Here is a 14032-nt window from a genome sequence, read left to right as displayed (position 1 = left end):
ATTCACTAGAGTCGGGTCAAAACTGAATTTTTGTAGAAATTTCAGTTAGGTCTGGCGGTCGTCGCCGGCAGTGGAAAAAACCCTGCAGGAAAATATCTGCACAATGCTGTATTTGGGTATTAAGGACAGGCGCGAGTGGTGGGCTTAACCGCCCGGCACCGGGTCAAACTGACCTTTGGCGGCTGTGAAATATCTACAAGGCGCGACGTTCGGGGCTGGTTGGTACCCTGACCACACCCACGCCGTTAGACGCGCTGCAGGGGCTGTAATGCCCCCGCTACATCGGCTCTTATGCTGCTGCAGGTGTCGAGCAATAACGCTTCACCGTCGAGTCAGACAGGTTGAAGTGTTTCGCTGTCGTGGCAATGCTGGCCTTGTTATCTGTGCGCCATGCGCTCACTGCTGCAGCGTCTGCCAGTGCTGGCCGTCCAAGGCTGTCCTTGCCCCGGTGGGTCTTGCCTGTAGCTGCAAGCGATGCTTTGGCTACATCCCTGCCGTTGCTGGTGCGCTCACGGATGCGCTCACGTTCCATCTCTGCGACCTGTGCGAGTACGGCAACGATCAGTTCACCTACACCCGGAGCTATCAGCCCCAAGCCTTTGATATAGACCGATACGCCTTTGGCAAGCAGCGCCTTGACAGTGGTCATTACGTCGATTGCGTCGCGGCCTAAGCGGTCAACGGCGTAAACGTGGATAGTGTCGTTTTCACGAGCGAACTTTAAGAGTGCAGCGAAACCGGGGCGGTTGGCAGCAAGGACAGCGCCGCTAACGCCGTCGTCACTGAACTCCTTGAAGGTAACGCCGTCTTGCATCATTGCTTGCCGTTGTGCCTCTACTGACTGAGACAAGCCGGAGACGCGAAGGTAAAGAAGGTGGGCCATGTTGTTATCCTTTAATTGGTTCAGAAGTTAGTGTGTGTATTATGACCTAGTTCATAAGTCTTGTTCAATATCTTTTGACCCAAGTAAAAGGATTGTTTTAGACCTAGGTCACAACTTACAACTTCTGACCTAGGCGGATGTAGTCGGATACCTGCACGGGAAGTCATACGTCGCGTGCTGTGCATGCTGGTCTTGGCCGTGCCGGGCTGGCCCAGCGTCAGCCTTGAACTAAACCTTCGTGCTGGTGGTGGCCTATGCGGAATGGGGCTGAAATCGTGTGAAAAGTGGGATAAACATCGCTTTTCAAGCTGTTTTCTGCATGCTTTCAGAGGAGAAACATAGTCAGGAATGCCTATAAAGTGGGAAATACCACTGAAAACAGGCGTTTTTGAGCACTTTTGGCCGCTGGCAGTGGGCGGGAAACGAATAATTTTGAGATTCGTACCTGCTGAAACTGCATTTGCTTGGCAAACGAGGGGGGTAGCGCCCTGGTTCACCTTGTCGCACCGTGCCCTTCGGGCTGGCCTGCTGCTGGTGTAGCACCGGCCTTCAGACGCTGGCAACTTTGACCGGGCCTTCAGGATGTAGCTTGCCCACTCGACAGCTTCATTTAAAAATTCATTGTTGGTCTGGTTCAGTTCGATGTATGCCACTGTGCGCGACGTTGGAGGCTGTACGCGGCACGCGAGTGTGTTGCACTCTGCCTGCACTTCCCGCACCACTTGGCGCAGCAGCGAGGCTTCGACAACGCCGGTTTCGTCTGCTGCTGTGATGTAGCGTGATGGCCGTTTGTCGGTGGATAGGACAAACATCACATGCTGATGCAAACCCTTTTTGCTGTCATGTTCTATCGCTGCTTTGAAGTCACACTGTGCGCCAGCGGCTCTTAGCTGACGACAGAACTTCGTCAGAACCTGCTGGTAAATGTCGCGAGTAGCTCCGGTCAGGATGATGTGAAACAACCGGGCATTGCGCCATTCATGGGCTGCTCTCTCCAACATGGCTATTAGTTTTTTGAACTGACGAAGGTCGTGAATGCCTTGGTTGTTGTTGCCATCACAAACGATGGTTGACCACTTCTTATTTTTTATTCGTGGTGTGTATCTGGCTGGGGCATTCATGGTGTGTGTTCTTTCATTCATTCATTCGTTTCCTCCTTGTTGTTCATCACTGCTGGTTGTCTTGAACATGTCTTAAGCAATGCTTTAACAAGCCTCAGCTAAGAGACTTTCAGTTAAAGGCAGGTTTTCTATGGGAAACGGGGCTGAAAAATCAGCCGGTTTATTCGTTATTCATGCCCCTGCAAAGCCATTGCAGCTTTGCATTCATTGCTATTAATACAATAGCGATATGGGCTTATTCTGATTCGGTTGTAAAGTGCATACTTGGACAGGCTGTCACCGCACCGGGTCAAGACGCTGAAGCTGCCGGTGACAACGGTCAAGACGCCGCTCACGTTCGCTTTTCGCCAGGGCAACGATGAGCTTGCCGAGCGATACGCCGCTGTCTTTTGCGAGGCTGTAGAGCAATATCCATTCATCGCCGCTGAAAAACATCGGCTTGCTTTCAATCAAGTAGCCGTTATCCGTTACGTGTGTGGTGCGGCCGGTGAGCGGGTTGAAAGTGCCTGCCATCACTTCGCTCCTTTGGCCGCTGCTGGCGCTGCTGGTGCTGTCATCGTTGCGTGCCACATCCCAAAGCCTGTGCTGTGCATGCCGCTGTCCAGCATCACGTATCCGGCGCGGGTCCAGTGGGCGAACTCCTGCAGGAAGTTGTACGGTTCGCCGCGCATGATTTCCACTGTCGCCGGGCGCGATGCCAAGTAGTCGGCTTTAGCCTGTGCTGCTTCCTGCTCTGCCGCCAGCGTGGCCGCTGCCTTCTCCTTACGCAGATTCTCACGCTGGCAGGCCATGAGGTAGTAGTCCTGCTCCGAAAGAATCCTGCAGGCTTCGGCCTTCTCCATTTCTGCCGCCTCTTGCTTGGCGGTTTCGATGCGGCGAAGCGTGGCGAAGTAAGACGACTCTGCGTCTTGCCAAGCGCGATATTCACCCGGTGTATTGATGCGGGTGTTGTCCATCGGGGCTGGACGTTGTGGGGCTGTCTGTGTCGTTGTGGTCATGTGTGTGTTTCCTTTAAATTTTTGAGTCTGAGATGCAAAAAGCCAGCGGATAAGCTGGCTTCGGTGGTGAGTGGGTGACGGTTTTCACATCGTCATTCGTGGCGAGTTTCGCGATTGGTACAGCGGCAGAACTTCAGCCGGTTTCAGCAGGCCATCGAAGGCAAGCTGTAGAAGCTGGTTGTGCAGGATGCTGCCCACTGTGCGGTGGTGGCGCAGCTTCCAAAGGGCTTTGGTAATCGCTGCTGGCGTCCATGCTGCGCCTGTCGGTGACAGCAAGTCTTTGCCATCCAGAAACACGGCTAGCTCCCGGTCTGTCATGCCAAGTTCCAAGCCTTCGATCAGGGCTTGGATGGTTGCGAAGTAAAACCCAGCGCTATGAACGGTGCGGGTTGAGTAGTTGGTATTGATATTTTTCTCCTATTTGGTTACAAGAATAATTTGACGTTTATCTTTTGATTGTGATAGACTTAGGTAAGTAAGAATTTACTGTTGCGTTAATGATACACCCTAAGTCCTTCCTTGTCAAGTTTTTTCGGGAAGGAGTGACGGCGTGCGCTTATGGGTGCTCAAACGCGCTGGAACCCATTCAAGCTAGGGTAGGGTTACCCGTGCGCTACCGGACGTTTTAAAGGCGAAAGCGCCCACACAAACGGCCTTCCCTGACCCTCAACAACACCAACGAAGTCCTCACCATGTCCAGCTTGGAAATGGTCAGCTACATCAACTCCACGCGCAAGCCCGGTGCTGCGCTTCTCCCGCACAATGACTTTATGAAAAAGGTGCCAAAGGTTCTTGGTGAAGATGCTCCTAAATTTTTAGGAACATCTTTTTACCAAGGCAACGGCTCTGCACAGTTGTCCCGAACCATCTACAACTTCCCCAAGCGCGAGGCAATGCTCATGGCAATGTCGTCCGTGGCTACTTGAAAATATATTTTGGTGTATCCACCCATTCGTCCTTGATGGTCGGCTCGCCGGGCTCGGGCAAGTCCATGCTGGCGCAGCGCTTTGCCGGCCTGCTGCCGGCCATGACGACCGAGGAAGCACTGGAAACCGCAGCCGTCGCGTCGCTGGGCGGGCGCTTCACGCTGGACCACTGGGCCGTGCGGCCGACCTGCGCGCCGCACCACACGGCCAGCGCGGTGGCGCTGGTGGGCGGCGGCTCGCCGCCGCGTCCGGGCGAAATCTCGCTGGCGCATCGCGGGGTGCTGTTCCTCGACGAGCTGCCGGAATTCCCCCGCGCCGCGCTGGAAGCCCTGCGCGAGCCGCTGGAGTCGGGCAGCATCACCATTTCACGGGCCGCGAGCCGCGCCGAGTTCCCGGCGCGCTTTCAGCTCATCGCGGCCATGAACCCCTGCCCCTGCGGCTACCTGGGCTCCAGCCTGCGCGCCTGCCGCTGCTCGCCCGAGCAGGTTTCGCGCTACCAGGGCAAGCTCAGCGGCCCCTTGCTGGACCGGATCGACCTGCATGTGGAAGTCGGCGCGCTGGCGGCCGGCGAACTGGTGAACACGCCGCCGGGCGAAGCCACCGAGGCCATCCGCAGCCGTGTCGTGCAGGCCAGGGAGCGCGCCATGAGCCGGCAGGGCAGCGCCAACCAGGCGCTGCAAGGCCAGGCGATTGATGCGCAATGCCAACTCGATGCCGCAGCGGCCAAGTTCCTCAATACAGCCGCCACCCGGCTGGGCTGGTCGGGCCGGGGCATTCACCGCTGCCTGAAAGTGGCGCGCACCATTGCCGACTTGGCCGGCGCCAAAACGGTGCAACTCACGCATGTGGCCGAGGCCGTGCAGTACCGGCGGGCGCTGAAGGCGGCGCACTGAAGCAGCGGCGCTTGGCAAGGTTGCTGAAGTTACGCAATTTAACTTTGTTTCAATCCCCGTAGCGTCCAGGCAGGCCCTGGCCTCAGTAGCTTTCGTGCAGGGCTTCGGACCTGCTCCTGGCGTTGAATGGGTCGCCCCTGAATTTGGCGACGACCTTGAATTCAGGGCTGCAGGCAATCTTCTGCAACGCAGCGTTGTCCCATGCGGTATTGCAGGCCGGAAGCGCCAGCGTGGCCATGCCCCCTTCGAGGGGCACCCTAACCTTTTGAACCATCCGGTGATGGTGGTAGTCGCCACGCGCCGTGAACCTGAAGACGACCTTGCCGGTGGGATTGTTCCCCGTCACCGTTGCCATGAACGTGACCGGCAGCGTGGGACGCAGCGGTGGATTGGCATTGGCTTGCAGCACGGTGCTGGTGGGAGCCTTGCCCTGGGTCGGCGCGGGGGCCGAGTCGAGGATGTCGCCGGTCAGCAGGTCGGTGTCGCCGGGCGACGGGGCCTGGAAATCGCTCACGATGAGCCCGCCCGCTACCTCCATGAACACGGCGCGCCGCCCCGGCTCGAACATGGCGCTGTTCAAGCGCTCTTTCACGAAGACGATCAGGACGAACTTGTCATTGGCAAAACTGGTCGCCAGTTTCAGCGCCGTGTGTTCATCGGCAAAGCCCGGCGGCACGCGCAGGACGCGCGCCACCGTGCCTGCGGCGGTATCGACTTCCAGAACCGGAATGCTGGTCACGCCGAAGGTGTGGCCGCCCAGGTACAGGCGGCTGCCGTCCTGGTTGAAGGCCAGGCTGGTGAATCCAGCGATGGCCGGCGTCTGCGGTGGCAGGACGAGGGCCACCCGCGTGATGACCGAAGTGACCGGGTCAAAGATCCGGTACGCATGCTCGTCGGCGGCCAAGCCCACGTTTCCAAGCATGTAGAGGCGATCATCGCCCGGGTTCACGGCGAGGCGGTCGGGCCGGAAGTCTCCGGTGCTGACCACGTTTTCGATTTCAGGGCTCAAGCCGTTGATGAGCGTGATGCCGGCGGCGCCAAGGGCATTTTCGGTGCCCGGTTCAAGCCCGGTATGCGCCACGTAAATGGTTTCCCCGTCCGCGTCGATGGACAGGCTGACGGCCGACGGATCCACGGCCAGCGTGGCCGCCACCGACTTGCTGTCGGTGTCAATGACGGACACCGATCCGGGCGTCAGGGCATAGACTTTTTTGCCATCGGGCGACACCACCATCGCCTTGATCAGGGCCAGCGGGATCTCGCCGGCCAGGGCATTGGTGCGCGGGTCGATGATGGCCACGCCGGTGCCCAGCGCGACGAATATTTTGCCGGACGCCTCATTGGCCACCAGTTCAACCGGCGAGGCCCGCGCCGCGCCCAGGGAAATGGCGGTCAGGGTGGAATAGGTCGTCATCTCGACGACCGACACATCGTTCTGGTTGCGGTCCGCCAGGTAGGCCAGCGGTGCGGCGAAAGCCGCCGCCGCGCCCAGCCAGAGCGCGCCGATCAGGCATCGCAAGGCCGTCCTGCATCGCGGCAGCGCCCAGGAAAACAGCGTTGCGCAACTGCCCCGGCAAGGAAAAATGTTCATGGCCGCCTCCTCTTTGGAGCAAGGCTACATCCAGCATCGCCAGTGCCTGGCAGGTGAAAGCGCAATTGAATGTAGGACCGGAGTGGTGGCTGAGCGAGAGTTTTTCCGAGACCCCCCGGATTTTTCCGAGACGCCCGGTTTACAGATTGGGCGCCAACAGCCTGGCCAGGTCGCCGGCCTTGACGCCGCGCCGCTGCGCCAGGTCCTGCAGCTGGTCGTCGCCAATTTTTCCCACGCTGAAATAGGTGCTTTGCGGATGGCTCAGGTAAAAGCCACTGACGCTGGCCGCCGGCGTCATGGCCAGGCTTTCCGTCAGCGCCATGCCGATTTCACCGGCGTGGAGCAGCTCGAACATTTCCTTTTTCACGCTGTGGTCCGGGCAGGCCGGGTAGCCGGGCGCGGGGCGGATGCCCTGGTATTTTTCGGCGATCAAGGCGTCATGGCCCAGCGATTCGGCCGGCGCATAGCCCCACAAGTCGCGCCGAACCCGCTGGTGCAGCGCTTCGGCAAAGGCCTCGGCCAGGCGGTCGGCGAGCGACTTGAACATGATCGACGAATAGTCGTCATGGTCGGCCTGGAAAGCCTTTTCCTTCTTCTCGGCACCCAGGCCGGCGGTGACCGCGAAAACCCCGATGTAATCGGCAATTTTTGAGTCATTTTGGCCTTTTGCGCTCGTCCCGCTTGCGCGAGCAGCTATCAATTCAGGAGTTAACACCTTGGGCGCGACAAAATCGGCCAGGCAGCGGCTGGGGCGCATCACGCCATCGACCGCCGTTTTCTCGGTCTGCTGGCGCAGGCCGTGCCAAGTCATCGCCACCTCAAGGCGCGACTCGTCGGTGTAGATCTCGATGTCGTCGCCGACGCTGTTGACCGGCAGCAGCGCGATCACGCCGTTGGCGCTCAGCCAGCGGCCTTCGATCAGGCGCTTGAGCATTTTCTGGGCATCTTCATAGACGCGCGTCGCCTCGACGCCGACCACCTCGTCGCTCAAAATCGCCGGGAACGGCCCGGCCAGATCCCAGGTCTGGAAAAACGGCCCCCAGTCGATGAACCGCGCCAGCTCGGCCAGGTCGAAGTTCTTGAACACGCGCCGGCCGATGAACTTGGGCACCGGCGGCGTGTAGTTCACCCAGTCGATGGCCGTGGCGTTGGCCCGGGCCTTGGTCAACGGCCACATCGGCGTCTGCTTCTTGTTGGCGTGCTGTATGCGGACCTTGTCGTAGTCGGCGTTCAGCTCGGCGATGTACTTGGCCGCCTGCTCCGACAGCAGGCTCTGCGCGACGCTGACGCTGCGCGAGGCGTCAGGCACGTAAACCACCGGGCCTTCGTAGTGCGGCGAAATCTTCACCGCCGTGTGCACCCGGCTGGTGGTCGCGCCGCCAATCAAGAGCGGAATCTTGTTGAGGCGGAAATGCTCGTCTTTCTGCATCTCGCTGGCAACGTACTGCATTTCCTCCAGGCTCGGCGTGATCAGCCCCGACAGGCCGACGATGTGCGCGCCCTCGGCTTTCGCCAGCGCCAGAATTTCGTGGCACGGCACCATCACGCCCATGTTGACAACCTCGAAGTTGTTGCACTGCAGGACCACGGTGACGATGTTCTTGCCGATGTCATGCACATCGCCCTTGACGGTGGCGATGATGATCTTGCCCTTGGTCTTGACGTCGCCGCCGGCCGCCTCCAGCAGCAGCTTTTCAGCCTCGATGTAGGGCAGCAGGTGCGCCACGGCCTGCTTCATCACGCGCGCGCTTTTCACCACCTGCGGCAAAAACATCTTGCCCTGGCCGAACAGGTCGCCGACCACGTTCATGCCGTCCATCAGCGGGCCTTCGATGACGTGCAGCGGCCGCCCGCCCTCGGCCTTGATCGCCTGCCAGACTTCCTCCGTGTCCTCGGTGATGAATTCGTTGTTGCCATGCACCAGCGCATGCGACAGGCGGGCGCGTATCGGCAGCGCGCGCCATTCGTACTTCTTGCTGTCGTCGCGGGCACCGCTCTTGGCGGTTTCAGCCACTTCGATCAGCCGTTCGCCGGGCGTGAGTTCGGGCTCGCCGGGCTTGTAAACCGGCTGGCGGTTCAGCACCACGTCCTCGACGCGCTCGCGCAGCACCGGCTCCAGCTCGTCATAGACGCCCATCATGCCGGCGTTGACGATGCCCATGTCCATGCCGGCCTGGATCGCGTGGTACAAAAACACCGTGTGAATGGCTTCGCGCACCGGGTCGTTGCCGCGAAAGCTGAACGACACGTTGGATACGCCGCCCGACACCTTGGCGCCCGGCAGATGGGCCTTGATCCAGCGCGTGGCCTCGATGAAATCGACCGCGTAGTTGTTGTGCTCGTCGATGCCGGTGGCGATGGCGAAGATGTTCGGGTCGAAGATGATGTCTTCGGGCGGGAAACCGATCTCATCGACCAGCACGCGGTAGGCGCGCTCGCAAATGCTGATTTTTCGCTCGTAGGTGTCGGCCTGGCCTTTTTCATCAAACGCCATGACGACGGCGGCAGCGCCGTAGCGCTTGAGCAATTTGGCCTGGTGCTTGAAGGCGTCAACGCCCTCCTTCATCGAAATCGAATTGACGATGCCCTTGCCCTGGATGCAGCGCAGGCCGGCCTCGATCACGCTCCACTTGGAGCTGTCGATCATGATGGGCACACGCGCAATGTCGGGCTCGCCGGCGATCAGGTTCAAAAAGCGCACCATGGCCGCCTGGCTGTCGAGCATGGCCTCGTCCATGTTGATGTCGATGATCTGCGCGCCGTTTTCGACCTGCTGGCGCGCCACTGTCAGCGCCTGTTCATAGTCGCCGTTCAAAATCATGCGGGCGAAGGCCTTGGAGCCGGTGACGTTGGTGCGCTCGCCGATGTTGACGAACAGCGAATCGCTGCCAATCGTGACCGGCTCCAGGCCGGACAGCTTCATGGGCGGGACTTCATGGGAAAACTGAATGGAGGACATGACTCACCTTGGAATAAAGGTGAGCGTCGTTGCTAAAAGGGGATGATGCGGCCCTGTTTACCCAAGCCTGACAAAACCACGGTTTCGCTGCAACGCTCCTTGAGTTAAGCTCGATTTTAAGCATCAATACCCATAAACATGCCACCAACTGTCAAATTACCCAGTTCCCTCCATGTTTAAAAACATTTTCAAGAAACCTTTATTTCCCACTGAAGCTGGACCGCACGACCCTCCAGCAAGCTCCGGATCGGCTGACCTGGCAGCAGAAATGCTGATTGCCCCGACGGCGCTGATGCAGCTGAGCCTTGAGGAAGCCCGGGTGGTGGTGCTTTACATGCAGCCGCAACTGGTGGCCAAGGGCACGATCTTTATCCGTGAGGGCGATGGCCGCGACACCGGCTTCATGATGCTGTTGCTCGACGGCGAAGTGACCGTCGAAACGCTGGTGGTGAGCCGCGTCGAGCCCATCATCATCACCGTCATGGGGCCGGGCAGCCTGATCGGCGAGCTGGGCTTTCTTGACGCCCAGCCGCGCTACGCCACCTGCATTGCCGCCACCCCGCTGCGCTGCGCCATCCTGACGCGCGAGGCCTTGAACCAGCTGATGCAGGAAAATGCGCCCGTGGCCGCCAAGCTGATGCTGGCCCTGTCCCTGCGAATCGGCGTGCGGCTGCGCGAGATTACCGACAAGCTCAAGATGTATGTCCAGCTGACCCAGGCGATGGAGCAGGAAATCGCTTCCCGGGTAACTCCCTGATGCCGCGCCTGCCGGTAAGGCGCTGAAAGCGCTGCCGGCTTTTACCTTTTATGCAGCTTGCGCGTAGAAGCCATTGCGCTGCAGCCTGCGCCCGTCCATCGGCGCCACCGCCTGGGCAATCGCCGCGATGTGCTCGGGCGTGGTGCCGCAGCAGCCGCCGACGATATTGACCAGCCCCTCGGCCGCAAACTCGTGCAGCAGGCGCGAGGTCACGTCGGGCGTTTCGTCAAAGCCGGTGTCGCTCATCGGGTTGGGCAGGCCGGCGTTCGGGTAGCAGCTGATGAAGGTGTCGGGCGCGGCCTTGGCCAGCTCCTGGATGTAGGGGCGCATCAAGGCCGCGCCCAGCGCGCAGTTCAGCCCCACGGCCAGCGGCTCGGCATGGCGCACGCTGTGCCAGAAGGCCGTCACCGTCTGGCCGCTCAGGATGCGGCCCGAGGCATCGGTCACGGTGCCGCTGATGATCAGCGGCAATCTTTCACCGGAGTTCTCAAAGTATTCGTCAATCGCAAACAGCGCCGCCTTGGCGTTGAGCGTGTCGAAAATCGTCTCGACCAGCAGCACATCGCTGCCGCCCCTGACCAGCGCCTCGGTCTGCTCGTAATAAGCCTTGCGCAGTTCCTCGAAACTGGTGTTGCGCGCGCCCGCGTCGTTCACGTCGGGGCTGATGCTGGCGGTCTTCGGCGTGGGGCCAAGCGCGCCGACGACAAAACGCGGCTTCTCGGGCGTCGAGAATTTGTCGCAGGCGGCGCGGGCGATGCGCGCCGATTCGTAGTTCATTTCCACCGCCAGATCGGCCATGTCGTAGTCGGCCTGGGCCACGGTGGTGGCGCCAAAGGTGTTGGTCTCGATCATGTCGGCGCCGGCGGCCAGGTAGCCTTCATGGATGTCGCGGATCACGTCGGGCCGGGTCAGGCTGAGCAATTCATTGTTGCCCTTCACGTCCTTGTGAAAGTCCTTGAAACGCTCGCCCCGGTACTGCGCTTCATTGAGCCTGAAGCGCTGGATCATGGTGCCCATCGCGCCGTCGAGGATCAGGATGCGTTGCGCCAGGAGGGCGGGGAGTTGCGGGGCGCGGGTGTAGGTGATCGGCTTCATGGCGTGCATTTTAGGTCGGCGCTCAGGGCGGTGAACTTTCCCCGACAATAGGCCTTAGCCTGTTTGCACTGAATGAAAACGTCATGATTCGCAGGTCGGCGCGGCCCCGCAAGGAGTCGCCCGATCCGCAACGGCCACGGTTTGCAAGGTCGAAAAATATTGATTAAAAATGGCTTTTGCGCTTGTTCATCATGCATAGCAAGCTATTGTTTTTGTAGCAAATCGGCTTTTTCACCAACGCTCACTTGTCTGGCCCGACCTTGTCCTCATTGCCTATTTCTTCAGCCCCTTCAGACCAGCCTACGCCGCTGGACGTGCTTGGCCAGGTTTTTGGCTACAGCGACTTTCGCGGCCCGCAGCAGGCCATCGTCGAGCATGTGATTGCCGGCGGCGATGCGCTGGTGCTGATGCCGACCGGCGGCGGCAAGTCGCTGTGCTACCAGATTCCGGCCATCGCCCGGCAAAATGCCGGGCACGGCGTGACCATCGTGATCTCGCCGCTGATCGCGCTGATGCACGACCAGGTCGGCGCGCTGACGGAGGCCGGCGTGTCGGCGGCGTTCCTGAATTCGACGCAAACCTTCGAGGAAAGCAGCGCGCTGGAAAAGCAGCTGCTGCGCAACGAACTGACGCTGCTCTACGCCGCGCCCGAGCGCATCAACACGCCGCGCATGCGCAGCCTGCTGGCGTCGCTGCACGAGCGCGGCCTGCTGAGCCTCTTTGCCATCGACGAGGCGCATTGCGTGAGCCAGTGGGGCCACGACTTCCGGCCCGAATACCGCAGCTTGAGCCTGCTGCACGAGACCTTCCCGGACGTGCCGCGCATGGCGCTGACCGCCACGGCCGACGCGCTGACGCGCCAGGACATGATCGAGCGGCTCAAGCTGGAGGACGCGCGCTTGTTTCTAAGCAGCTTTGACCGGCCCAACATCCGCTACACCATCGTCGAGAAAACCGACGCCACGCGCCAGCTGCTGCGCTTCATCCAGACCGAGCACCACGGTGAAGCGGGCATCGTCTATTGCCAGTCGCGCAAGCGCGTCGAGGAAATCGCCGGCATGCTGGATGACGCGGGCATCAAGGCCATGGCCTACCACGCCGGGCTTGACGCCAAGCTGCGCCAGCAGCGCCAGGACCGTTTCCTGCGCGAGGACGGCTGCGTGATGGTGGCGACGATTGCCTTTGGCATGGGCATCGACAAGCCCGACGTGCGCTTCGTCGCGCACCTCGACATGCCAAAGAACATCGAAGGCTACTACCAGGAAACCGGCCGCGCCGGGCGCGACGGCCTGCCCGCCGACGCCTGGATGGTCTATGGCCTGCAGGACGTGGTGAACCAGCGCCGCATGATCGACACCAGCGAAGTCGCCAGCGAGGAGTTCAAACAGGTGATGCGCGGCAAGCTCGACGCGCTGCTGACGCTGGCCGAGGGCACGCGCTGCCGCCGCGTCAGCCTGCTGGGCTATTTTGGCGAAGCCAGCGAGCCGTGCGGCAACTGCGACAACTGTTTGACACCGCCCGCCGTGTGGGATGCGACCGAGGCGGCACGCAAGATGCTGAGCTGCATTTACCGCGTGCAGCAGGCCAGCGGCATCAGCTTTGGCGCCGGGCACATCATGGACATCTTGCGCGGCAAGCCGACCGAAAAAGTCGTGCAATACGGCCATGACCAGCTCAGCACCTTCGGCATCGGCGCCGACCTGGCCGAGCCGCAGTGGCGCGGCGTGCTGCGCCAGCTGATCGCCAGCAACCTGGTGCGCGTCAACGCCGAGGCCTTCAACACGCTGCAGCTGATGCCCGACGCGCGCCAGGTGCTCAAGGGCGAAGTCAGCGTGCTGCTGCGCCAGCAGGCCGCCAGCAGCAAGGCCGAGCGCACGCGGCGCGGCAGCAAATCGCCGGTCAAAACATCGGTCAAGGGCATGGCCGAAGCGACGCTGAACGCCGGCGCGCTGGAACGCCTTGGCCGCCTGAAAGCCTGGCGCACCGACGTGGCCCGGGAGCACAACCTGCCGCCATTCGTGATCTTCCACGACGCCACGCTACGCGCGATTGCCGAGCAGGCGCCGCAAGACCTGCACGCGCTCAGCGGCATCAGCGGCATGGGCGTGAAGAAACTGGCGGCCTATGGGGCCGAAGTGCTGCGGGTGTGCGCCGAGCCGGTTTAACACCGCCGGACCTGGATGGCAGGCGCCGGATGGGCTGGATTGACGCAGAATTCATGATGAAAAGTGGCTCTTGCGCAAGGTGGCCGGGCGCAAGCAGCTACTTTTTTAATAGCATCATGAATCTGATTTGAATCCGGCCCGATACTGGATTCCGTGGATCACGCCCACTTCTTCCCGAGCGCCTCCAGGCCGGCTTTTTGCAGATCCTCCGGGCTCATCACGATGCGGAATTTGCAGTTGGCCTGGAAGTTGAGAAAGAACGGCTCCGCGAAAGAGGGCACGTCGGATGCATTTTGTACGTCGATCAGAAAGATCCCGCCGCGCGTTCCGTCGTGCTCCGTGAAGTACGCGGCCTGCGGTTTGATCGTTTCCAGGATGCGCCCGATGATCTCTCCCGCCTTGCCGCTCCTGACGTGGGCGTTGAAAGGCTCATGGGGGAATTCGACCGTGAGTAGCATGTTCATCATTCACCTCCTTGGTTCATCATGGCTGCCCGGATGCCGCCAGGGCCAGTATGGCGCCGGATGCCAGCGCCACCAATCCCCCAAACGCGGTAGGCTGCCGGAGCCCTGCTGGCTCCATCCCGCAAGTTCATTCCGCCGTGCTCCTTTGGTTTTCAGTGGCAAAAGGCATGAAACTTTGAA

General features: G+C 60.7%; 12 protein-coding genes, 1 pseudogene and 1 riboswitch. Of the genes and pseudogenes, 4 read left to right on the top strand and 9 right to left on the bottom strand.

Going from position 1 to position 14032, the window contains the following annotated elements; genetic code table 11:
* Positions 1–289: 289 nt before the first annotated feature.
* The 5 genes from ABLV49_RS00635 to ABLV49_RS00615 all read right to left on the bottom strand — a co-directional run bounded on the left by ABLV49_RS00635 (position 290) and on the right by ABLV49_RS00615 (position 3332).
* A complete protein-coding gene (locus ABLV49_RS00635; RefSeq protein WP_349279703.1) occupies positions 290–883 on the bottom strand; it encodes a recombinase family protein in 594 nt (197 codons plus the stop codon).
* 20 nt (positions 884–903) lie between these two features.
* A complete protein-coding gene (locus tag ABLV49_RS00630; protein ID WP_349279701.1) occupies positions 904–2004 on the bottom strand; it encodes a hypothetical protein in 1101 nt (366 codons plus the stop codon).
* Positions 2005–2280: 276 nt separating this feature from the next.
* Positions 2281–2517: a hypothetical protein gene (locus ABLV49_RS00625; RefSeq protein ID WP_349279699.1), complete on the bottom strand. Its 237-nt coding sequence runs from the start codon at positions 2515–2517 to the stop codon at positions 2281–2283.
* Complete coding sequence (locus ABLV49_RS00620) at positions 2517–3002, bottom strand: hypothetical protein (RefSeq protein WP_349279697.1); 486 nt, start codon at positions 3000–3002, stop codon at positions 2517–2519. The genes ABLV49_RS00625 and ABLV49_RS00620 overlap by 1 nt, the downstream gene beginning before the upstream one ends.
* Before the next feature lie 84 nt (positions 3003–3086).
* Positions 3087–3332 carry a hypothetical protein gene (locus ABLV49_RS00615; RefSeq protein ID WP_349279695.1) on the bottom strand — a complete coding sequence of 82 codons (246 nt, stop codon included), beginning with the start codon at positions 3330–3332 and terminating at the stop codon, positions 3087–3089.
* Between the two features lie 362 nt (positions 3333–3694).
* Here ABLV49_RS00615 and ABLV49_RS00610 point away from each other — a divergent pair, with 362 nt between their 5' ends.
* Positions 3695–3928 carry a hypothetical protein gene (locus ABLV49_RS00610; RefSeq protein WP_349279693.1) on the top strand — a complete coding sequence of 78 codons (234 nt, stop codon included), beginning with the start codon at positions 3695–3697 and terminating at the stop codon, positions 3926–3928.
* 23 nt (positions 3929–3951) lie between these two features.
* A pseudogene (locus ABLV49_RS00605) lies at positions 3952–4821 on the top strand (YifB family Mg chelatase-like AAA ATPase); the annotation flags it as partial.
* Between the two features lie 82 nt (positions 4822–4903).
* Here the strand turns inward: ABLV49_RS00605 and ABLV49_RS00600 are convergent.
* Together ABLV49_RS00600 and metH are read right to left on the bottom strand one after the other, a co-directional pair.
* Positions 4904–6412 (bottom strand): YncE family protein, encoded by a 1509-nt coding sequence (locus tag ABLV49_RS00600; protein WP_349279691.1) that lies wholly within the window; start codon positions 6410–6412, stop codon positions 4904–4906.
* Between the two features lie 139 nt (positions 6413–6551).
* Positions 6552–9371 carry a methionine synthase gene (gene metH / locus ABLV49_RS00595; RefSeq protein WP_349279689.1) on the bottom strand — a complete coding sequence of 940 codons (2820 nt, stop codon included), beginning with the start codon at positions 9369–9371 and terminating at the stop codon, positions 6552–6554.
* 14 nt (positions 9372–9385) lie between these two features.
* Positions 9386–9478: riboswitch (S-adenosyl-L-homocysteine riboswitch) on the bottom strand.
* Between the two features lie 161 nt (positions 9479–9639).
* Between metH and ABLV49_RS00590 the strand changes: the two genes are divergently transcribed.
* Positions 9640–10128 carry a cyclic nucleotide-binding domain-containing protein gene (locus ABLV49_RS00590; protein WP_349279687.1) on the top strand — a complete coding sequence of 163 codons (489 nt, stop codon included), beginning with the start codon at positions 9640–9642 and terminating at the stop codon, positions 10126–10128.
* Between the two features lie 48 nt (positions 10129–10176).
* Here the strand turns inward: ABLV49_RS00590 and ABLV49_RS00585 are convergent, their stop codons facing one another.
* Positions 10177–11223: a homocysteine S-methyltransferase family protein gene (locus tag ABLV49_RS00585; RefSeq protein WP_349279685.1), complete on the bottom strand. Its 1047-nt coding sequence runs from the start codon at positions 11221–11223 to the stop codon at positions 10177–10179.
* Between the two features lie 260 nt (positions 11224–11483).
* Between ABLV49_RS00585 and recQ the strand changes: the two genes are divergently transcribed.
* Entirely contained in the window at positions 11484–13388 is a 1905-nt protein-coding gene (gene recQ / locus ABLV49_RS00580; RefSeq protein ID WP_349279683.1) for a DNA helicase RecQ, read from the top strand.
* Between the two features lie 158 nt (positions 13389–13546).
* On the opposite strand, the gene ABLV49_RS00575 is transcribed toward recQ, so the two are convergent.
* On the bottom strand, positions 13547–13852 hold the full coding sequence (locus ABLV49_RS00575) for a panthothenate synthetase (RefSeq protein WP_349279681.1): 306 nt from the start codon (positions 13850–13852) through the stop codon (positions 13547–13549).
* Positions 13853–14032 lie beyond the last annotated feature (180 nt).

Source organism: Polaromonas hydrogenivorans (assembly GCF_040105105.1).
GTDB classification, from domain to species: Bacteria; Pseudomonadota; Gammaproteobacteria; order Burkholderiales; family Burkholderiaceae_C; genus Polaromonas; species Polaromonas hydrogenivorans.
Note: the sequence above shows the minus strand (reverse complement) of the source record. Positions and strands in the feature narration are given on the sequence as shown.

What these genes read in the sequence shown, in the direction of transcription:
- ABLV49_RS00620 (WP_349279697.1), bottom strand. Translation starts at nt 3,002, where the DNA reads ATGACCACAACGACACAGACAGCCCCACAACGTCCAGCCCCGATGGAC.
- ABLV49_RS00590 (WP_349279687.1), top strand. Translation starts at nt 9,640, where the DNA reads ATGCTGATTGCCCCGACGGCGCTGATGCAGCTGAGCCTTGAGGAAGCC.
- ABLV49_RS00600 (WP_349279691.1), bottom strand. Translation starts at nt 6,412, where the DNA reads ATGAACATTTTTCCTTGCCGGGGCAGTTGCGCAACGCTGTTTTCCTGG.
- ABLV49_RS00585 (WP_349279685.1), bottom strand. Translation starts at nt 11,223, where the DNA reads ATGAAGCCGATCACCTACACCCGCGCCCCGCAACTCCCCGCCCTCCTG.
- ABLV49_RS00630 (WP_349279701.1), bottom strand. Translation starts at nt 2,004, where the DNA reads ATGAATGCCCCAGCCAGATACACACCACGAATAAAAAATAAGAAGTGG.
- ABLV49_RS00575 (WP_349279681.1), bottom strand. Translation starts at nt 13,852, where the DNA reads ATGAACATGCTACTCACGGTCGAATTCCCCCATGAGCCTTTCAACGCC.
- ABLV49_RS00610 (WP_349279693.1), top strand. Translation starts at nt 3,695, where the DNA reads ATGTCCAGCTTGGAAATGGTCAGCTACATCAACTCCACGCGCAAGCCC.
- ABLV49_RS00635 (WP_349279703.1), bottom strand. Translation starts at nt 883, where the DNA reads ATGGCCCACCTTCTTTACCTTCGCGTCTCCGGCTTGTCTCAGTCAGTA.
- ABLV49_RS00625 (WP_349279699.1), bottom strand. Translation starts at nt 2,517, where the DNA reads ATGGCAGGCACTTTCAACCCGCTCACCGGCCGCACCACACACGTAACG.
- metH (WP_349279689.1), bottom strand. Translation starts at nt 9,371, where the DNA reads ATGTCCTCCATTCAGTTTTCCCATGAAGTCCCGCCCATGAAGCTGTCC.